The following is a 17460-nucleotide window of genomic DNA, read 5'->3' on the forward strand; positions in this document are numbered from 1 at the left end:
CAAGCCTATCCTGGTGGGAGAGAGGCGGCATTGCCTCCCCCACTTCGGGTCAAGCGCTGTGCGGCCTGCCATGCCCCCTGCACATCGAGATGCCGTGAGGCGTAATCGCGCGCGAGCAGGGACTTCTCGACAAAGGCATCGTGCTTCTCGATGACCAGGTTCTCGACCTCCGCGGTGAGGGCTTCCGCCCTCGCGGGGCCGGCAGCAACGAAGCCTCGCAAGGCCGCCTCGACTTCCGCCTGGGTTCCCTGCACCTGAATCACCGGCCCTTGAACCTCGGCAGCCATGTCGAGCGCGTGGAATTGAAGCTCCAGCGTGTGGAGCACTGCATCTCCCATCCAGGGGAAGAGATACACGTGCATACCGGACGAGACTACGTTCCGCTCGGCGAGTCGCCACCGCACGAAGGTGTCCCGTCCCTCCTTCATCAAGTCCTGGGCACGTGCATCCAGGTATCGGGGAACCAGCTCCGAGGCATAAAGCAGGCGCATCCGTTCACGAACCTGGTCATGGACGCTTCCCACGGTTCCGGGCTCGAATTGCGGCACCCGCCCCATCGGAGCAGGCTCGAGTTCGACGACCTTCTCCTCGACATGGACCGAAAGCACCTTCCAGCGTCTTCCCCCGAAGATGAGGAACATGCCGGCAAAGAGAGGCTGGTCGATGGGCATGCTTCCCAGCGTTCGCCCCGCGGTCACGAGCCGAAACTCCTCGGGCGATGCGAAGGCCGCATAGAAGCTGTAGTGATTGACGATCCGCTCACCCACGCGCCCCAGCAACAAGGTCCCATCGTTGGATTGCTCCAACAGCCCCGCCCGTCCCAGCTCCCGCAGGAAGCGGACGAAGTCTTCCGGTGAGACCCGGGCAAATGGGCCTTGTTGGCAAAGCGCAGAGAAAACCTCGGCGGCCTTGACGCCTCCGTACTGGGCGATGAGGGACAGCACCTGCTGAACCAGCGTGGAGAAGTGGAAGGCCGTTGACGAGGGTGGCTCGCACCATCCCGCAAGCAGCAACTCCACCATGGCCACGGACTGAACCAGACGAACCCGCAGTTGATCCGGCAGCGGGCTGTTTTCGGTCAGTTCCGACTCTTGATGGTAGATGCGCAGCGTCGCGGGGCCGCCCTTGCGGCCACTGCGGCCCAATCGCTGGCGCAGGCTTGCCACGGAAGGGGCAACCCCAATCTGGGCAACACTCTGCACCGAGCCCACATCGATGCCCATCTCCAACGTCGTGGTGCACACCAGACTGACCGGACGCTGACGGGCCTTGAGAGCCGCCTCTGCCTCCTCACGAAGCTCCTTGGAAAGGTTTCCGTGGTGGGGGAAGAACTCATTGGGCAACTGAGACTGCTCGCACATCTGCCGCAGCAGATCCGCGAAGCCCTCGACATTCTTCCGGCTGTTGGCGAAGACGAGATTGTGCGTCCCCCGGAGCGCCTGGAAGAGATGCGCCCCGATGGCGTGGACATCCTCGGTCCACTCATCCTCCGCCTCCAGGGAGTCGCCCTCACTGGCTGCGGCGCTGAGGCGCTGGGCATCAGGCGCCCGTGTCCGGTATCCCCGCAGTTGTAGCCGCAGCTCACCTCCTCCAGAGGGGGATGCGAGCAGCAGCACGTCCCGTCCAGCACCCGGCCGAAGGAAGTCTGCGGCCAGGGACATGTCCCCCAGCGTGGCGCTGAGCCCTATGCGGGGCACCTTCCGGCGCAACAGCAGCTCCATGCGATGGAGCAGGGATTGGAGCTGACATCCCCGCTCGGTGCCGATGAAGGCATGGAGCTCATCAATGACGATGTGCTCCAACCCCGACAGCAGCCGTTTTAGCGCGGGCCCTTGTCGCACGAAGAGGGCTTCCAGGGACTCGGGGGTGATGAGGAGGATGCCCCCCGGCGACTTGAGCAGCCGGCCCTTGTGCCCCTGGGACACATCACCGTGCCAGCGGTGCACGGGAATCCCCAAGCCTTCGCAAAGACCTTCCAGGCGTTGGAACTGGTCGTTGATCAGCGCTTTGAGTGGCCCCACGTAGATGGCCCTCACGCTGCCTTCAGCACCATCCGCCAGCCTGCTGCAGATGGGCAGAAAGGCGGCTTCCGTTTTCCCGCTGGCCGTCGATGCCGAGAGGATGACATCAGATACCCCGGCCTGGACAGGCGAGATGGCGGCCTCCTGGATGTCTCGCAGCTCCTTCCAGCCTTGTGCCCAGATCCAGCGCTGCACCCGTGGATGCAGCAGGGAGAACGAGGACGATGCGCCCCCTCCGTCAGAGCTTGAAGGAGGCAAGCTCATCGTCCGCGGATTCCTTCTGGGGGCTGGAGGCCTTGACCGCGGCGACAGGCTGCGTCTCCGAATCGGTCTCGGTCAGCGGAGCAAGGTCGGGATTGGGTTCAGCGGCAAGCGAGATACCGCCCAACAGCTCCTTCCAGTCAGCGGTGGGATTCTGTTCGAGCACGGCCAACAGGTTGATGAAGGCCGTCACCGTGCTTCGCGGAGTACGGAAGTAGGCCTCCCCAATACGCTCCGAGCAATGGCTCATGAAGCCCTGAAGCCCCTCATCCGGCAGCAACCGGGCTCCCCCTTCGCCAGCGGAAAAGACATGCCTCAGCTTGGTAAGCAGGACGTAGAGGTCCTCTGGCGTCAGGTTCGCCAACCGGAGCACGGGCGATGAGTAGTCAACGAGCCCGCCCACCGCGAAGGCATTCTGCGCCAGGCGGGACTGCAGCGCCTCATAGCTGTAGAGCCCCTTGCGAGTGTCCGTGAGGAACTCCGGAGTGCCTCCCAGCAGGAATCCGAGTCCTTCCGCGGTCCCCTGCAAGCAATCATTGAGGATGCGAAGAATCTGCTCGTAGTTGGAGGCCCTGGCCTTCGTGTTCGCCAGCTTGTAGAGGTTGACGAGTTCGTCCAGGCAGACAAGCAGACCGTCGTAGCCCGCGAGGCGGACGAAGCGCCCCAGGAGCTTCATCTGGTCGTAGACGTCCGCGTCATCAATGATGGAACGGACCCCCAGTGCCCGCTTCGCATCCGTACGCGTGGAGAACTCGCCCCGAAGCCAACGAATCGCGTCGGCCTTGAGGGCTTCATTGCCCGTGTCGTGACCGCGCCAGTAGGCCGCGATGACCTCCGCGAAATCATATCCGCCCACGAGTTCTGACAGCGCCGCGAGCTTCTCGCGGATGACTGCCTCGGGCTGGATGCCACGGGTGCGGGCATCCGTGAGGGCGCTGGAAACGAAGCGCTCCACGACACTTGGGAGCGCGCCCCCCTCAGGCTTGGCCCGCGTCGCCAGGTTGCGCATGAGTTCGGCATACAGGTTGCGCGCCTTGCCATCCGTCGCATGAATCCTTCGATCCGGATTGAGGTCCGCGTGCACCGTGACCAATCGCTTCTCCAGGGCGATGGAGCGGATGAGATTGAGGAAGAAGGTCTTTCCTGAACCGTACTCCCCAATCACGAAACGGATGCCACTGCCCCCCTCCGCGATGCGAGCCACGTCGCGGACCAGCGCCTTCACCTCTTCAACCCGGCCGACCTGGATGTGTTGCTGGCCGACTCTCGGGACGACGCCCGCTCTCAATGACTGGATGATGGCATCCCGGTCTTTCGGCCTGATGCGTCCCTGCGTCACGTCCGTCATGCCACCATCTCCTGAGCTGCCTGTTCGTTGAGCTGAAGAACTTCGTCTCCTTCGAGGACGGGCTCGCCGCAAACCTCGAAGGCTGCGTCATTGATGACGTCCAGCGCCCCATCGGTGAGCAGCCCCAACCCACTTGCGAGCTGCTCGACTTCGGCACGGGGCCACTCGGCCTTGGCCACCAAGGCTCGGAGCAATGCGGAGTGGGCTGCGTCCAGTCCCGCGACGTGAGCTTCTCCCACGGCCGGAGCGGCAGGCGCCGGCGGTGCGGGCTCCTCCTCCGCGAAGATGCTGCCCAGCAGGCTGGAAACCGCCGCGGTTTCGACCAATTTCGCCTGCACGCTCCGCATATCGAGGGCAACACCGGCCTTCTTCTTCGCCTCGGGTTGTTGCGGCGGAGGCTCGGCAGGAGGGGCAGGCAGCGTGAACCCCTTCGCGGGAGCACCGGCGAGCTGCATGGCCACAGGTTCCACAGCAGGTGCGGCTCGTGCGGCAACCACCGTGTGGATGTCTGCGTGGACACGCGCCTCGTCGAGCCCCAATAGAGGATAGAGCTTGGACAGGGTCTTGAGTTCCTGAAGCGCCACGCTCCCGTCCGCCACGGCAACCTCCACAAGCAAACGGCCCAGCGCGGCACGTGCCGCCGGAGTCAGCGAGTCCACCCGCTTCTTGAGGCCCGCGGTGGAGGCGGGACGCTTGAGCAGCCAGTCCAGGTGCGCCTTGAGACGAACCTTTTCTGGCGGCGACAAGTCCTGTGAGTTTTCGAGCATGGATTCCAACCGCGCCTTTTCTTCGGGACTGACCGTGCCATCCGCGGTCGCAACGGCGGCGGCCAGATGCAAGGTTGCCAGTGCCGCGAGGTAGGTCGGAGCCGGAGCACTCGGAGACTCCGGCGGAAGGACAAAGACAACAGCGGCCTCGTCCGTGGCCAGCACAGGACCACTGAACCGGGGATCCGGCTCCATGCCGTAACCCAGTTTCTCCAATGTCTGAGCAAGTCCTACGGCCTCGGCCTTGGACATCTTGGCGGGGGCCGCAGTGGGCCAGTTCGTCATGAGCGTGCGAGCCTCAAGAGCGGCCACACCGCGTCCCGCGAGCGCGCCCTCAAGGATGGACCGAAGCGCCTGTACTTCTTTTCCGCCCTGCACCGCAGCCAGTTCCGGGGGGAGTAGCGCCAGCGCAGCCAGGCTTTCGCGCCCCTCCGGGTTCTTCCCAATCCAGCGGCTGAAGGGTTCAAGCTCGGCACAGCAGTCTTCGATGAGCGAGTGCAGAGGCTTGAGAGAGGACTCGGAAGCCTCGAAGACGGTCGCAGAGGCGAGCGGCACCATGCCCCCGAACGAGGCACTCGCAGGCTGGTACTGGGCCTTCACCTGCGTCCTCCGGGCACGGGGCACGAGCCCCTGACCATGGTCGCGAGCGTATCGCGCGCGAAACAGGGTCTTGAACTCTTCCGGGCAGCGGGTCGCGGGCGTACGAAGACGTGTGTCACTTGCTTCGATCGCCCATGCCAGGGCCCAGTCCGCAGGCAGCGGCAGTTGCCTGGACGCAGCGGTCCCCACCGCGACGCGCACATCGAACGACGCCTCGCCCTCACTCCGAAGCGCGAACTGAGGCAGTTCTCTCAACAGTCCCTCTTCCCCTACCCTCCGGACGCGAAGGACATCGAGCAACTGGGTTGCATACCGACGGAACGAGCCGTTGGCCCCATAGACACGCAACAGACCTTGAACCTCTTCCTCCATAGCGCGTACTTCCGCCGAGGCCACAGGACCCTTTGCCAGATCGATGAGGGTCCGCCGCTCCAAGCCATAGAAGAACAGGAAGACGTAACCGATATAGGCGTCAGGCCTGCGTCTCCCCTCCTCAAGCCACTCCAGGTAGCCAGCGCGACAAGCGGGAGAAATGGTTGAGTAGGAGGGCCAGTAGTTCATGCCCTCGCCGCTGCGGTCCGGCCTGGATGCAACCTGGAGGCGTGGATTGATGAGGGCGGGTTCAGGACTCGGGACGTTCACCGCCGCGAGCTTGTCTCCGACGTACACCATGCCCCCCGGAATCCTCCGACCCGCCACCTCGACCGATTGGCCGGGCGGAATCCAGGTCGTACCTCGGGTTTCCACGAGCTTGGGGGAAGGCTCGATTCGCTCTGGCGTGCGAGCGGGAGCAGCGGAGCGCGGCTCTGGCAGGACTGAATCTGGCCGAGATGGAACCTGCGAGATCCGCTGAGGAGGAACCTCTTCCTGTTTTGGAGCTGAGAGGCTCGGCGGAGAGCGTGGCGCGGAGGGGACAGCAAGGCCTGCCCGGCCATGTGCTTGCGCACTCTTTTCCTTGAGACCCGCCTTGTGTCGCTTGCGAGCAGACTCAAGTCCCCAAAAGGCGAGTCCCAGCATGACAAGTACACACAGGATGCTGCTCGCATCACCCGACTGGGAGGCAGCCATCACGATTGGCACCTCCCGCACCCACGCGGCCATGACCCTGTTTCCCCCGCCTGAAGTCGAAAGAACTCCAATCCTCGGAGGAGTCTATCATTCAAGTTGGAGTGGAAAAGTCAGCCTTCTGCCTCACGGAGTCACGTCTCCAATGGGTACACACTGACCTCTCCGTCAGAGGTATTCGCGCAAGAGGAACATAGCCACGTCGAGCTGTTCACGTAGCCACCGCCCTGGGGGCCTGTAGCCCTTCACGAAGTCCCAGGGGTACAGGTGCGCTCACCATGGCGCCGCCCGAGCAGTTCGAGTCCTCGAAGCTCCGCACCCTCGACGTCCTCCTGCGCGAGGGTTTCGACCGGGCCTCGCTGGAGAAGACCGTGGCCGCGCTCGTCGGGGCGGAGCCATGGATCATCCGCCCGGTGCCGTTCGATTCCACCGGCCGCTCGTTCGACCTCCTGCCGCCCGGCATCGTCAAGCCGGCGGAGGCGTGGGAGCTGGCGCGCCGCCTCCAGGCGGACCCGGGCGTGGAAGACGCGGATCCGGCCTTCGAGGCGGTCTACGCGGAGCCGGGCGCCGCCACGGACACGGCGCCCACGCGCCTCAAGGCGCGGCCGGCGGAGCCCGGGGCGTTCAACGAGGGTGATTGCGACTGGAGCCCGCGCTTCGTGAGGGCGGACGAGGCGTGGATGCTGCCCGGCGGCGCGAGCCAGGGCGAGGGCATCGTCATCGGCCATCCGGACAGCGGCTACCTGCCCCACCCCGAGCTGGGACAGAACTTCACGCCGAGGCTGGGCTGGGACTTCATCGACGATGACCCCACGACGGCGAACCCGGGCGGAGGCCACGGGCTGGGCACCGCGAGCGTCATGTCGAGCCCGTACAACAGCCCGGGCGCGGACGGACCGAAGCTGTTCGTGGATGGCATCGCGCCGAAGGCGGAGGTCATCCCGCTGCGCGTCGCGAAGCCCACGCTCTTCATCCCCGCGCCCGTGCTGTTCACCGTGGGCGCGGACCGGCTGCGAGACGCCATCGGGTTCGCCATCCAGCGGCGGGTCCATGTCATCAGCATCAGCCTGGGGTGGCTGCCCAACGCGGGGCTGCACCGGAGCATCCAGCAGGCGGTGAGTGAGAACATCATCGTCATCGCCGCCGCGGGCAACTACACGGGCCCCATCGTCGTCTGGCCGGGCGCGTACGACGAGGTCGTCGCGATGGCCGCGTGCAACGCGAGCGCGCAGCCCTGGGCCCACTCAGCCTGGGGCAAGGCGGTCGACGCCACCGGGCCGGGCGAGGACGTCTGGGTGGCGCAGCCCGCCGACAAGGTCGGGCAGAGCAGCGGCACGTCCTATGCGACCGCCACCGTCGCGGGCATCGCCGCGCTCTGGCTGGCGTACCATGGCCGGGACAACCTGCTCGCGCGGTACCAGGGTGGCCCCCCGCTCGCGCAGGTCTTCCGCCATGTGCTCCGCGCAAGCTGCGACAGTTGGCCCCAGAGCCAGCTCGCGTGGGGCGCCGGGCTCGTCAACGCGAAGGCGTGCCTCGAAGCCCCGCTCCCGGACGCGACGGAGCTGGAGTCGTTCACCGAGAGGGCGCTCCGCCAGGAGTCCTCGGAGACCGTGGCCTCCACCTTCAGCGGCCTCCCGGAAGCCGACGTCCTGAAGGGCCTCGCGACCACGCTCGGGGTCGACGAACAGAAGGCGGCGCGGCTCGACGCGGAGTACGGGCGCGAGCTGCGGTTCTGGGCGCTCACCGATGTCCCCTTCCGGCGCGCGCTCCAGGAGGGTGCGGGCAGGGACCGTCAGGCGCTCAAGGCCCGCGCCCTGGCTCCCCTCCCCCCGTTCTCCCCGAGCCTGAGGGCCGCGATTCGCTGAACGCGACAAAGCCAGGCTGGCGACCAAGCCGCTGCCTTCCAGTACCTGCCAGGATCGTTGGACATCCTCCCTCGGAGACCTTGACAAATAGTCATCTACCGGCTACCTATCGTCCTTAGGACGATAGGTAGCCGGTAGATTACGACTTGAAATGAAGAAAACGACGCTGGGCCGTGCACTGACGGAACAACTGGCCGCGGAACAGCGACACGTCGTCTCCGTCTGGCGTGCGCTCCTTCTTTTGCAACGCGCGACCCAGAAGATCCCCTCCGAAGAGCGTCGTTGGGAGCAGGCGCCGGCCAATCTCGAGGCCACACAGGCCCTCCTCTCCCGCCTGACCAGGATGGGCGAGTTTCGGCCGCTGAAGGATGCGCCCTACGTCTACGAGGCGCTCGCGCCGTACGCCCGGAAGGGGCTTGTCAGCGAAAACGAAGTCTTGATGGAGGCCCAGCCGTTCTCGGCACTCAGCCATGCGACCGCACTGGTCTTCCATGACCTCAGCGACGACTTCCCACAAGAGTTCCACCTCATCCTCCCCTCCAACGAGTCCACGCTTCTGCCTCCTGGAGTGAAGCCCATCGAATGGGATGAGCAGTTCACCTCCATAGGACATACCCCCAAGTCTTTATTTGGGAAGCCCATCCAGTGGCATCAACTCACCGCAGGCCCCGCAGAGATAGGAACTGCTGAGTATCGACCCAATGGGTACCCGGTACGGGTCACCACACCGGAGCGCACGTTGATTGACGCGATTCACCATCCAGAATGGTGTGGCGGATTCAGCAAAGCGCTCCAGGCCTGGATTGAGGCGCGAGACACCATCAACCTGGACACCCTGGTTGAAACAGTTGACGCCTTGGGTGTGAACATTCTCCGCCAGCGTGCTGGCTTCATCATGGATGAATTGGAGCTCCACCATCCCGCATTGATGGAGTGGTCCCGCTCCGCCAAGCGAGGTGGGTCGAGTCGCTTGGTTGGCAGCGAGCCATTTTCGAGCCAGTACAGCGAGAAGTGGAAGCTCTCCATCAACGCCCCTGTCGGGCTTCTGGCCGAGGCCCGAGCTTGAAAGCCAGCTATCCCGAATCATTTGACTCGATTGCGCTCTGGGCCAGAGCGAACAGCATCAAGCCCTCTGAAGCAAGAGTACGCTTTGCGCAAGGAGCCATCCTGAGCGCGATCGCCAACTCTCGCTCGCTCAAGTCAATCCTCGTCTTCAAGGGCGGAAACGCGCTCGACTTTGTCTGGCAGCCCAACCGCAGCACCGAGGACCTGGACTTCTCCTCTGAAGACTCCAGTATCGATGAAGCCCAGCTTGAGAAGAAGTTGACGGACACGCTCACCGCGACCGGGCGTAGGCTTGGGATTCTCTTCAGGGTCAACAGCATCAAGCGACAGCCGCCGGGGCCTGGAAAAACATACATCCTCTATGCCGTCCGGCTAGGGTATGCCCTTCCCGACGACCCCCAGAACCGCGACCGGATCGAGCGGCAGGAACCCTCGAAAGCCATTGTCCTTCTTGAAATCAGCCTCAATGAGTGCATCTGTGAGTCAACGCTTGTCGACTTCGGACCCGGCGCGTCCCTGAAGGTCTCTACCCGAGAGGACATCGTGGCGGAGAAGCTCCGGGCGTTGCTTCAGCAGGCATTGCGAAACCGGACAAGGCAGCAAGACCTGTTGGACATTGCCGTGCTCATCCGCTCCGGTACCGAACTCGACATCAAACGTATTTCTGAATATCTGCTCCTCAAAGCCGAAGCACGCAATGTGCCTGTATCCAAACAGGCATTCCAGAACCCTGAAGTCAGGGATAGGGCTCGCGCGGACTATGACGCGCTGGAGAGCAGCACGCGCCGACTCTTCATTCCTTTCAATGAGTCGTGGGAGCTGCTCACGGGCCTGGTAGCGCGACTCGAAATCCCAGCGCAACCGGCCATCAGCGTCTCTCTGTAAAGCAAAGCACGTCCTCGAACGGCCATTCGGTCAGGACGCCGAAGAGCTTGTGGCCGTTGAGCTTCGCCTTGGAGAGCGCGGGGCTGCTCAGGCCGCAGAGGAAGCGCGCCGCCTGCCTGGGATGGCCCAGCGCCTCCTTGTGCTTCGCGACGAGCGCCTGGAACACGGTCACGTCCAACTGCTCGTGCAGGTCCGGCCGTGGGTGCGGCGGCGGCAGCACTCGCGCCACGCCCGTCCGGCAGAAGGTGCAGTGGCCGCACGGGGCTTCACGCTGCTCACCGAAGTGGGCCACCAGCGCGTTGCTCTGGCAGCCGTCGTGCGTGACCAGCCGGAGCACGTCTCGCACCCGTGACACCTCCTGGACCTCTCGCTTCTGGAAGCGCTCCTGCAACAGGGCCACGAGCGCCTTCGCGTCCTCGCGCTCGCGCAGCCGCGTGTAGCGCTGGCGCGGCTCCGCCACCTGCACCTCCGCGTAGCCCTGCTCCTGGAAGTAGTCGAGCGCCTTCACCACCCGGTCTCGCGGCTGCCCCAGCGCCTTCGCGACTTCGGCGGGGTCGAACGTGTACCAGGTGCGCCCCTTCTTCGCGTGCGCGAACAGGTCCTTCACGAAGCGCGCGCGCTCCCCCTGGAACTTCCCGATGAGCGCCTCCACCGAGCCCGCCGGCTGCACCTTGTAGCCCGCGTAGAACGGCGTGCCCTGGCGCAGCACTCCCTCCAGCTCCAGGTACGTCAGCGCCGTGCGCAGCACCAGGGGCCGCAGGTCGTGGCGGTTGCCCAGCGCGTACAGGTCCAGGTGCAGCTCCGGCCCCGAGGACACCAGCTCCTCCACCAGCGCCGTCAGCGCCTCCGGCAGCGGCGTGTCCCCGAGCGCGAAGTTCTCCAGCGTGGGCACGTCGTCCGGGCACGCGAGCAGCTCCACGACGGACGGCCTGCCATCACGCCCCGCGCGACCGATCTCCTGGCTGTAGCTCTCCAGGCCCTTGGGCAGGTTGTAGTGATACACGGCGCGCACGTCCGCCTTGTCGATGCCCATCCCGAACGCGATGGTCGCCACGACGATGCCCTTCGCGGAGTGGGTCCACGCCTCCTGCACCCGCTCGCGCTCCTCGGCTTCCAGGCCCGCGTGGTAGGCGCTGGCGGGCAGGCCCTCCGCGCGCAAGAGCGCCGCCACGCGCTCCGCGGTCTTCTGCAGCGTGACGTAGACGATGGTGGAGCCAGGCGGGCGCGACCGGAGCCGCTCCACCAGCAGGGCATCGCGCGCCTCCGGCCCCGTGGGCGTGGTCTCCAGCGTGAGGTTGTTCCGGTAGAAGCCGGTGACGACCGCGTGCGACTCCGGGATGCCGAAGCCCTCGCAGATGTCGTGCACCACCTGCGGCGTGGCCGTGGCGGTGAGCGCCAGGATGCGCTCGGCCCGGAGCGTGCGCGCCGCCTGCGCGAGCTTGAGGTAGTCCGGCCGGAAGTTGTGGCCCCACTCGGAGACGCAGTGCGCTTCGTCCACCGCGAAGAGGGAGATGGGCAGCTCGCTCAAGAGCCCCATGAAGCGCTCGTTGTTGAAGCGCTCCGGGGCCACGTAGAGGAGCTTCAGCGTTCCGTCGCGCAGGGACTCCGTCACCTCGCGCGACTCCTCCAGCGACAGGGAGGAGTCCAGCCGCGCGGCGCGGATGCCCCGCCGCTCCAGCGCGTCGATCTGATCCTTCATCAACGCGATGAGCGGTGACACCACCACCGTGAGCCCTTCGAGGAGCAGCGCCGGGAGCTGGTAACACAGCGACTTGCCGCCGCCCGTGGGGAACACCGCGAGCGCGGAGCCGTGGGGCTCGAACAGCTTCGTGAGCACCTCGCGCTGTCCGGGCCGGAAGGACTCCAGCCCGAAGCGCTCCCGCAACACGACCTCCATCGCATCCGCCCGCATGTCCCGCCCTTCCGTGTTCACGCTGTCCTGGAGGGTTATCGCACCCTCCGAAAGGCCCGGGAGGGATGAATCAGGGCGACCGTCTGGCGGCGCTCGCCCTGGCGCCACCTCGGTCCGCTTCCTGAGCGGGCAGCCACGGGCGCTACGGCTGCGCGGAGACGAACCCTATGATGCGGACCGCATGCCGCCTCGCGCTCCCCCGGTGTCCCCCACAGGAAAGGCTCCCGCGCGCGGCCTGTCTCCTCGGGCGGTGAGCGACCTGCTGCTGCATGCCCGCGCCTCCAGCACGGACTTGCGGCCGGGGACAGCGCCCATCGGCGTGACGCTGCCCGGGGTCCTCCGCGAGGCCGGGGCGCGGGACGAAGAAGCACTCGCGGCGCGGCTGCTGTCCTCATGGTCCGACATCGTGCGGGCGCACGTGGACGCGGGCACCCACGAAGTGAGCCTGAGCGGCGGCGTGGACAGCGCGGCCCTGTGCGCGATGGCCGCGCGGCACGCACCGGGGAAGGTGCGCGCGTGGACCATGGACGTGCACTTCGCGGACGCGGTGGAGCGCAGCAACGCGCGGCGGATGGCGAAGATGACGGGCGCGGAGCTGGTGGACGTGCTCGTCCCGGACGCCGTGCTCCCGGACCTGTTCGAGCACGCGGTCCTCGCCAACCAGACGGTCATCCTCAACGCCCGCGCCGTGGCCAGCTACGTGTTCTATCGGGAGGCCCGGCGTCAGGGCGCGGGCCCCGTCCTCCTGAGCGGCGCGGGAGCGGATGAGGTGCTCCAGGGCACGCCGGGAGTGCTCGGCTCCGCGAAGGCCCGCGTGGACGAGGACCGGGCCCTGGCCGCGCGGGTCCTGGTGGCTGTGGACAACTCGTGGACGTCGCTCCGAGCCGGCTCGCGCGATCATGGGGCGGCACGGGGGGCTGTGGACAACTCGGGAAGGGCGCGGTCCGAAGCCCTGGAAGGCGATCAGGAATCAAAGCCATCCATCCCCTCTGGGAATCTCGGCTCCGATCAAGCCGTGGGCCCGCGTGAAGACCCCACACCTGTGGACAACTTGAGGACTGTTTCCGAGGGCGGAAGCGACGATCACGCCCCGCGCGCCCTCCCTGTGGACAACCTGGGGACCGGGCTCGCCGCGCCGTGGGAGCTGCCATCGGAAGACGCGCTCCCGTCCGAGGAGCTGCGGTACGCGAAGTGGGTGCTCTCCGAGCTCGTCCTCCCGCCCGAACTGCGGGGCGCCCGGGCCCACGGGCTCACGGTCCGCACGCCGTACCTGGATGAGGGCTTCGCGCGGGTGGCGCTGGCCCTGCCGGAGTCCGTGCTGCTGCGGGACGGGTTCGGCAAGTGGCTGTTCCGGCACGCGGTGCGGTCCCTGGTGCCGGAGGAGGTCCGCCTCGCGCGCAAGACACCCCGGTATGGGCACACCGCCCTCTCCAGCCCGGTGCGCTCACGCTGGCTGGAGCTGTATCGCGCCTGGCTGTCTCCGGCGCGGCTGGAGCCCCTCCAGGTCATCGACTCGCGAGCGGTTCTGGGATTGCTGGAGCGCTACATCCGCCTGTCGCCCGACGACCCGAGGGCCGGACCGATGGATCGGCTGTTGATGCGCCTCATGTCCCTGGCCATGCTCCAGGCCCCCACCGAGGCGCCTCCCTGAATGTCCCGAGTCCTCATCGCCACCTCTCCTGAGAAGGGCCACCTCAACCCGATGGTCGGCGTGGCCCAATGGCTGCGCCGCCTGGGACACACCGTCGGCTGGCTGTGCATCCCCGAACCCGCGCCGCAGCTCGAAGCCCTGGGCGTGGAGGTGCTGCGCCTGCCGCACGTCGAAGCCGCGCCGCCGGGCATCGAGACCGGAGGCGAAGCGCTGGCGAAGCTGGTGCTCGACGACGTGGCGCTGGGGAGGTGGATCCGGGGGCTGTTGCTGGACTCCGTCCCCGCGATGCTGGAGCCCGTGCGCGACGTGGTGCGCGCCTTCCGCCCCGACGTGATGGCGCTGGACGGAATGCAGTACGCGGCGGTGCTCGCGGCGCACACGGAGGGGATCCCGTGGGCGGGCGTGTCCTCCGCGCTCACGCTGCTGGAGCCGCGGCCGGAGATTCCCCTGCTGCGCAACGTGCGGGCGTTGAAGGACGACCGTCAGGCCCTGTTCCGCCGTCACGGCTTCGACGCGCGCTTCCGCACCTGCGAGTGCCTGTCGCCCCGGCTCAACGTCATCTTCGCCACCGAGGCCTTCCTGGGCCCGGACGCGGGAGTGCCCCCGGACACGCTGCTGGTGGGCCCCTCCATTCCGCCGGAAGCCCGGGGCGACGAGGTGCCCTTCCCCTGGGAGCGCCTGGGCGGCAAGCCGGTGCTGTACGTGTCCTTCGGCAGTCAGATTTCGTATCAGCCGGAGCTGTTCCGCCTCATCGCGGAGGCCGCGAAGCCGTTCGGTGTGACGCTGGTGTTGTGCGCGGGCGAGCTGGCGGACACGGACTTCCCGGGCACGCTGCCCGGTGACGTGGTGGCGGTGCGCTACACGCCGCAGCGGCAGGTGCTGGAGCGCGCGGCGGCGTTCATCTCGCACGGCGGCGCCAACTCCGTGATGGAGGCGATGACGGCGGGAGTGCCCATGCTGCTGCTCCCGGTGTGCAACGACCAGCCCGTGCAGGCGCACTTCCTGGAGAAGGCCGGAGCAGGGCTCGCCAGGGACCCGAGGACCCTCACGGTGGAGTCGTGCCGCGAGGCCATCGCGCGACTGCTGGCGCCGGAGTCACCGCTGCGCGAGCGCGTGGCGGAGATCTCCCGCTCCTACCGCGCGCACGATGGCGCGAGGACCGCCGCGGAACGCATCGCCGGGCTCGTGTCATGAGTCGCTCGAAGTGGAGCCCTCGCCGCCATCACCCCGAGGGGGTTTCACCGCTGGAGGTGTGGAACCTGCCCGTGTTCGGCCGCGAGCTGTGGGAGCTGCTGGGCTCTCCGTGGGTGGAGGACGACCGGCGCGCGGGAGTCCCTGGAGCCACGCTCGCGGCCCGCATGATGCTTCCGCTAGGGGAGGCGCTCGCGTTGCTGGTGAAGCAGCACGCGCCGGACGCGGCGTATCTGAGTGGAGGCCTGGCGGAGCTGGACGGCTTTCCCGCCGCGTTGAGGGACGCCACGGCGTCGCTGCGCCGTCCGGTGCACATCGCGCTGTCACCGCGCTTCGCCCCCGTGCGCGCGGGGCTGCGCATGCTGGAGGCCCAGGGTGCGCGAAGCCCGCTCTGCGTGGACGTGGGCCAGACGGGCATCAAGCTCGCGCGCGCTGGCGCCACGCGCGTCGTGGAGCGGAACCTCTCCACCCTGCCCCCGCTGTTCATCGGCCAGCCGCGTCCCGCGGACGGACATCACATCCGGGACACGGTGGCGTTCATCGCGGGAGCGCTGCGGACGTTCCTCGCGGAGGACAGCCGCGAGCCTCCGGACGCGCTGTGTCTGGCATTGCCGTGTCCGCTGGATGAGGCCCTGATGCCCGGGGGTTGCACCTACGGCTTCGAGGGCACGGCGTCCCTGGTCCCGGACATCCTCGCCCACGCGGGCCTGCCGGACACGGGGGGCCCGGTGCTGGTGCTCAACGACGCGGAGCTGGCGGCCGAGTCCGCGCGGCGAGCCCCCCAGGTGAAGGGGCGCCGCGTGCTGTGCCTGTCCCTGGGCTTCGGCCCGGGGGGTGCCCTGCTCGAACGCGGCTGAGCCTGGTAACCTGGTCGTGGACCGTGCCCACGCCCTCCGACAACGACCAGGCCATCCGGCTGGCGGCCTTCAAGGCCTTGCAGGCGTTGGTGGAACGTCACGGAGAGGTGCTGCCGTGGGAGGTCATCGCGGAGGGCTTCCAGCTCCACGGCGAGCAGCATCTGTTCGCCAACCGGACGCGCGGCATCTTCTGGCCCCGGCAGATGCAGGAGACCGCGCTGTCCATCAAGACCACCGTCCCGCGAGGCTCCCGCGTCGCCCGCTACGACGATGACAACATCGCCTCGGACGGAGCCTTCCTCTACAAGTTCCAGGGCACGGACGTGGAGGCGCGAGACAACCGCCGGCTCGTGCGCGCGCAGCAACTGGACGCGCCGCTCGTCTACTTCTACGGCATCGAGCCCGGCTTCTACCGGCCCCTGTGGCCCGTCTACATCTCGGACGTGGACCTCGCCTCGCACTCCTTCCACGTCATGGTGTCCGAGCCCGAGACGGCGAGGCAGCGCTTCGTGGCGGACGCGAAGCTGCTGTCGCTGGAGCGGCGATACACGACGGTGCAGGCCAAGAAGCGGCTGCATCAGGCGGCCTTCCGTCAGCACGTCCTGAACGCCTATGAACGCCGCTGCGCGGTCTGCGCGTTTCCTCGCACGGAGCTGTTGGACGGCGCCCACATCCTCCCGGACCGGGACGAACGTGGCCACGCGGAGGTCCCCAACGGACTGGCGCTCTGCCGGCTCCACCACGGCGCCTTCGACACGAACCTGATGGGCTTCCGTCCCGACGGCGTCATCGAGCTGGCGCCCAGCCTGCTCGCCACCCGGGACGGCCCCACGCTGGAGCACGCGCTGAAGGGCTTCGTGGGCAAGACGCTCCACCTGCCGCGCGCGAAGGAGCTGCGGCCCAGGACGCTCTACCTGGAAGAGCGCTACGAGCGCTTCCGCCAGGTGGGCTGAGACCTCCTGACCGGAAGGAGAGGTGTCCTGCCCGAACGGGTAGGTCGCCGTCCTGCCCGGTCCGCCGATGTGGCGCGATTTCGAGCCCTTTAGTTTCAGGCTCGAAAGGAACACGCCATGTCCACCGACACCCTCCAGTCCCTCTCGCAGTCCATCTCCACCGTCGTCGAGCGCATCGCTCCCTCCCTCGTCCGCGTCGAGGCCCGCCGTCGCCGGGGCGCCAGCGGCGTCGTCTGGGACGCCGACGGTCACATCCTCACCACCAGCCACGCCGTCGAACACGAGGGCTCCATCCAGGTGGGCCTCGCGGACGGCCGCTCGGTGTCCGCCGAGTTCGTCGGCCGCGACCCGAGCACCGACCTCGCGCTCCTCAAGGCCGACGCGAGTGGACTGACCGCGCTCGCGCCCGCGCCGCTCGACGACGTGAAGGTCGGCAACATCGTGCTGGCCATCGGCCGTCCCGGCCGCACCGCGCGGGCCACGCTGGGCATCGTCAGCGCGTTCGGGGGCGACTGGCGCACGCACGCGGGCGGCCAGGTGGACCGCTACCTGGAGACCGACGCGGACCTGCCTCCGGGCTTCTCCGGCGGCGCGCTCGTGGACGCGCAGGGCCGCTTCCTGGGCATCCCCACGGCGGCCTTCTCGCGCACCGCCGCGGTCGTGCTGCCCGGCGGCACGCTGACGCGCGTGGCGAACTCGCTGCGCGAGCACGGCGGCATCCGCCGCGGCTACCTGGGCGTGGGCGCCTACCCGGTGCGCCTGCCGCGTGAAATCGAAGGCACGAAGGCGGGGCTCATCCTGCTGTCCGTGGATCCGGAAGGGCCCGCGCAGAAGGCCGGGCTGCTGCTGGGCGACGTGCTGGTGAGCCTGGGCGGCCAGTCGCTGCACGGCGTGGAGGACCTGCTGGGCTACCTGGGCGACGAGAAGGTGGGCGCGTCCATCCAGGCGAAGGTGTTGCGCGCGGGCGAGCTGCGCGAGGTGCCCATCACCGTGGGCAAGCGTTCTTGAAAGGAGCCGGC

At 67.5% G+C, this 17460-nt stretch carries 12 protein-coding genes; 8 read left to right on the forward strand and 4 right to left on the reverse strand.

What is annotated here, in order from left to right:
* Positions 1 to 5: 5 nt before the first annotated feature.
* Genes K8556_RS24275 through K8556_RS24285 form a run of 3 tightly spaced genes read right to left on the reverse strand, consistent with a single transcriptional unit; the run spans position 6 to position 6098 of the window.
* Entirely contained in the window at positions 6 to 2285 is a 2280-nt protein-coding gene (locus K8556_RS24275) for a DEAD/DEAH box helicase (protein WP_223742464.1), read from the reverse strand.
* Positions 2260 to 3630: an ATP-binding protein gene (locus tag K8556_RS24280; RefSeq protein ID WP_223742465.1), complete on the reverse strand. Its 1371-nt coding sequence runs from the start codon at positions 3628 to 3630 to the stop codon at positions 2260 to 2262. The genes K8556_RS24275 and K8556_RS24280 overlap by 26 nt, the downstream gene beginning before the upstream one ends.
* Entirely contained in the window at positions 3627 to 6098 is a 2472-nt protein-coding gene (locus tag K8556_RS24285; protein ID WP_370639962.1) for a TerB N-terminal domain-containing protein, read from the reverse strand. The genes K8556_RS24280 and K8556_RS24285 overlap by 4 nt, the downstream gene beginning before the upstream one ends.
* A gap of 242 nt (positions 6099 to 6340) precedes the next feature.
* Here K8556_RS24285 and K8556_RS24290 point away from each other — a divergent pair, with 242 nt between their 5' ends.
* From K8556_RS24290 to K8556_RS24300, 3 genes are all read left to right on the forward strand, one after another.
* Complete coding sequence (locus K8556_RS24290; RefSeq protein ID WP_223742466.1) at positions 6341 to 7927, forward strand: S8 family serine peptidase; 1587 nt, start codon at positions 6341 to 6343, stop codon at positions 7925 to 7927.
* Between the two features lie 151 nt (positions 7928 to 8078).
* Positions 8079 to 8993, forward strand: coding sequence for a type IV toxin-antitoxin system AbiEi family antitoxin (locus tag K8556_RS24295; protein ID WP_223742467.1), 915 nt, complete (start codon positions 8079 to 8081; stop codon positions 8991 to 8993).
* Positions 8990 to 9877 (forward strand): nucleotidyl transferase AbiEii/AbiGii toxin family protein, encoded by an 888-nt coding sequence (locus K8556_RS24300; protein WP_223742468.1) that lies wholly within the window; start codon positions 8990 to 8992, stop codon positions 9875 to 9877. The genes K8556_RS24295 and K8556_RS24300 overlap by 4 nt, the downstream gene beginning before the upstream one ends.
* Here the strand turns inward: K8556_RS24300 and K8556_RS24305 are convergent.
* Entirely contained in the window at positions 9861 to 11810 is a 1950-nt protein-coding gene (locus K8556_RS24305; protein WP_370639963.1) for an ATP-dependent DNA helicase RecQ, read from the reverse strand. The two genes, K8556_RS24300 and K8556_RS24305, sit on opposite strands and share 17 nt — an antisense overlap.
* Before the next feature lie 160 nt (positions 11811 to 11970).
* Between K8556_RS24305 and K8556_RS24310 the strand changes: the two genes are divergently transcribed.
* The 5 genes from K8556_RS24310 (at position 11971) to K8556_RS24330 (ending at position 17449) form a co-directional block, all read left to right on the forward strand.
* Entirely contained in the window at positions 11971 to 13440 is a 1470-nt protein-coding gene (locus K8556_RS24310; protein WP_223742469.1) for an asparagine synthase C-terminal domain-containing protein, read from the forward strand.
* On the forward strand, positions 13441 to 14634 hold the full coding sequence (locus tag K8556_RS24315) for a glycosyltransferase (RefSeq protein ID WP_223742470.1): 1194 nt from the start codon (positions 13441 to 13443) through the stop codon (positions 14632 to 14634). It begins immediately after the preceding gene.
* Positions 14631 to 15488 (forward strand): ROK family protein, encoded by an 858-nt coding sequence (locus K8556_RS24320; protein ID WP_223742471.1) that lies wholly within the window; start codon positions 14631 to 14633, stop codon positions 15486 to 15488. Before K8556_RS24315 ends, K8556_RS24320 begins: the two co-directional genes overlap by 4 nt.
* Positions 15489 to 15511: 23 nt before the next feature.
* A complete protein-coding gene (locus tag K8556_RS24325; protein WP_223742472.1) occupies positions 15512 to 16441 on the forward strand; it encodes an HNH endonuclease in 930 nt (309 codons plus the stop codon).
* Between the two features lie 117 nt (positions 16442 to 16558).
* On the forward strand, positions 16559 to 17449 hold the full coding sequence (locus K8556_RS24330) for a S1C family serine protease (RefSeq protein WP_223742473.1): 891 nt from the start codon (positions 16559 to 16561) through the stop codon (positions 17447 to 17449).
* Positions 17450 to 17460 lie beyond the last annotated feature (11 nt).

It is taken from the genome of Corallococcus sp. AS-1-12, from assembly GCF_020036995.1.
Taxonomy (GTDB): domain Bacteria; phylum Myxococcota; class Myxococcia; order Myxococcales; family Myxococcaceae; genus Corallococcus.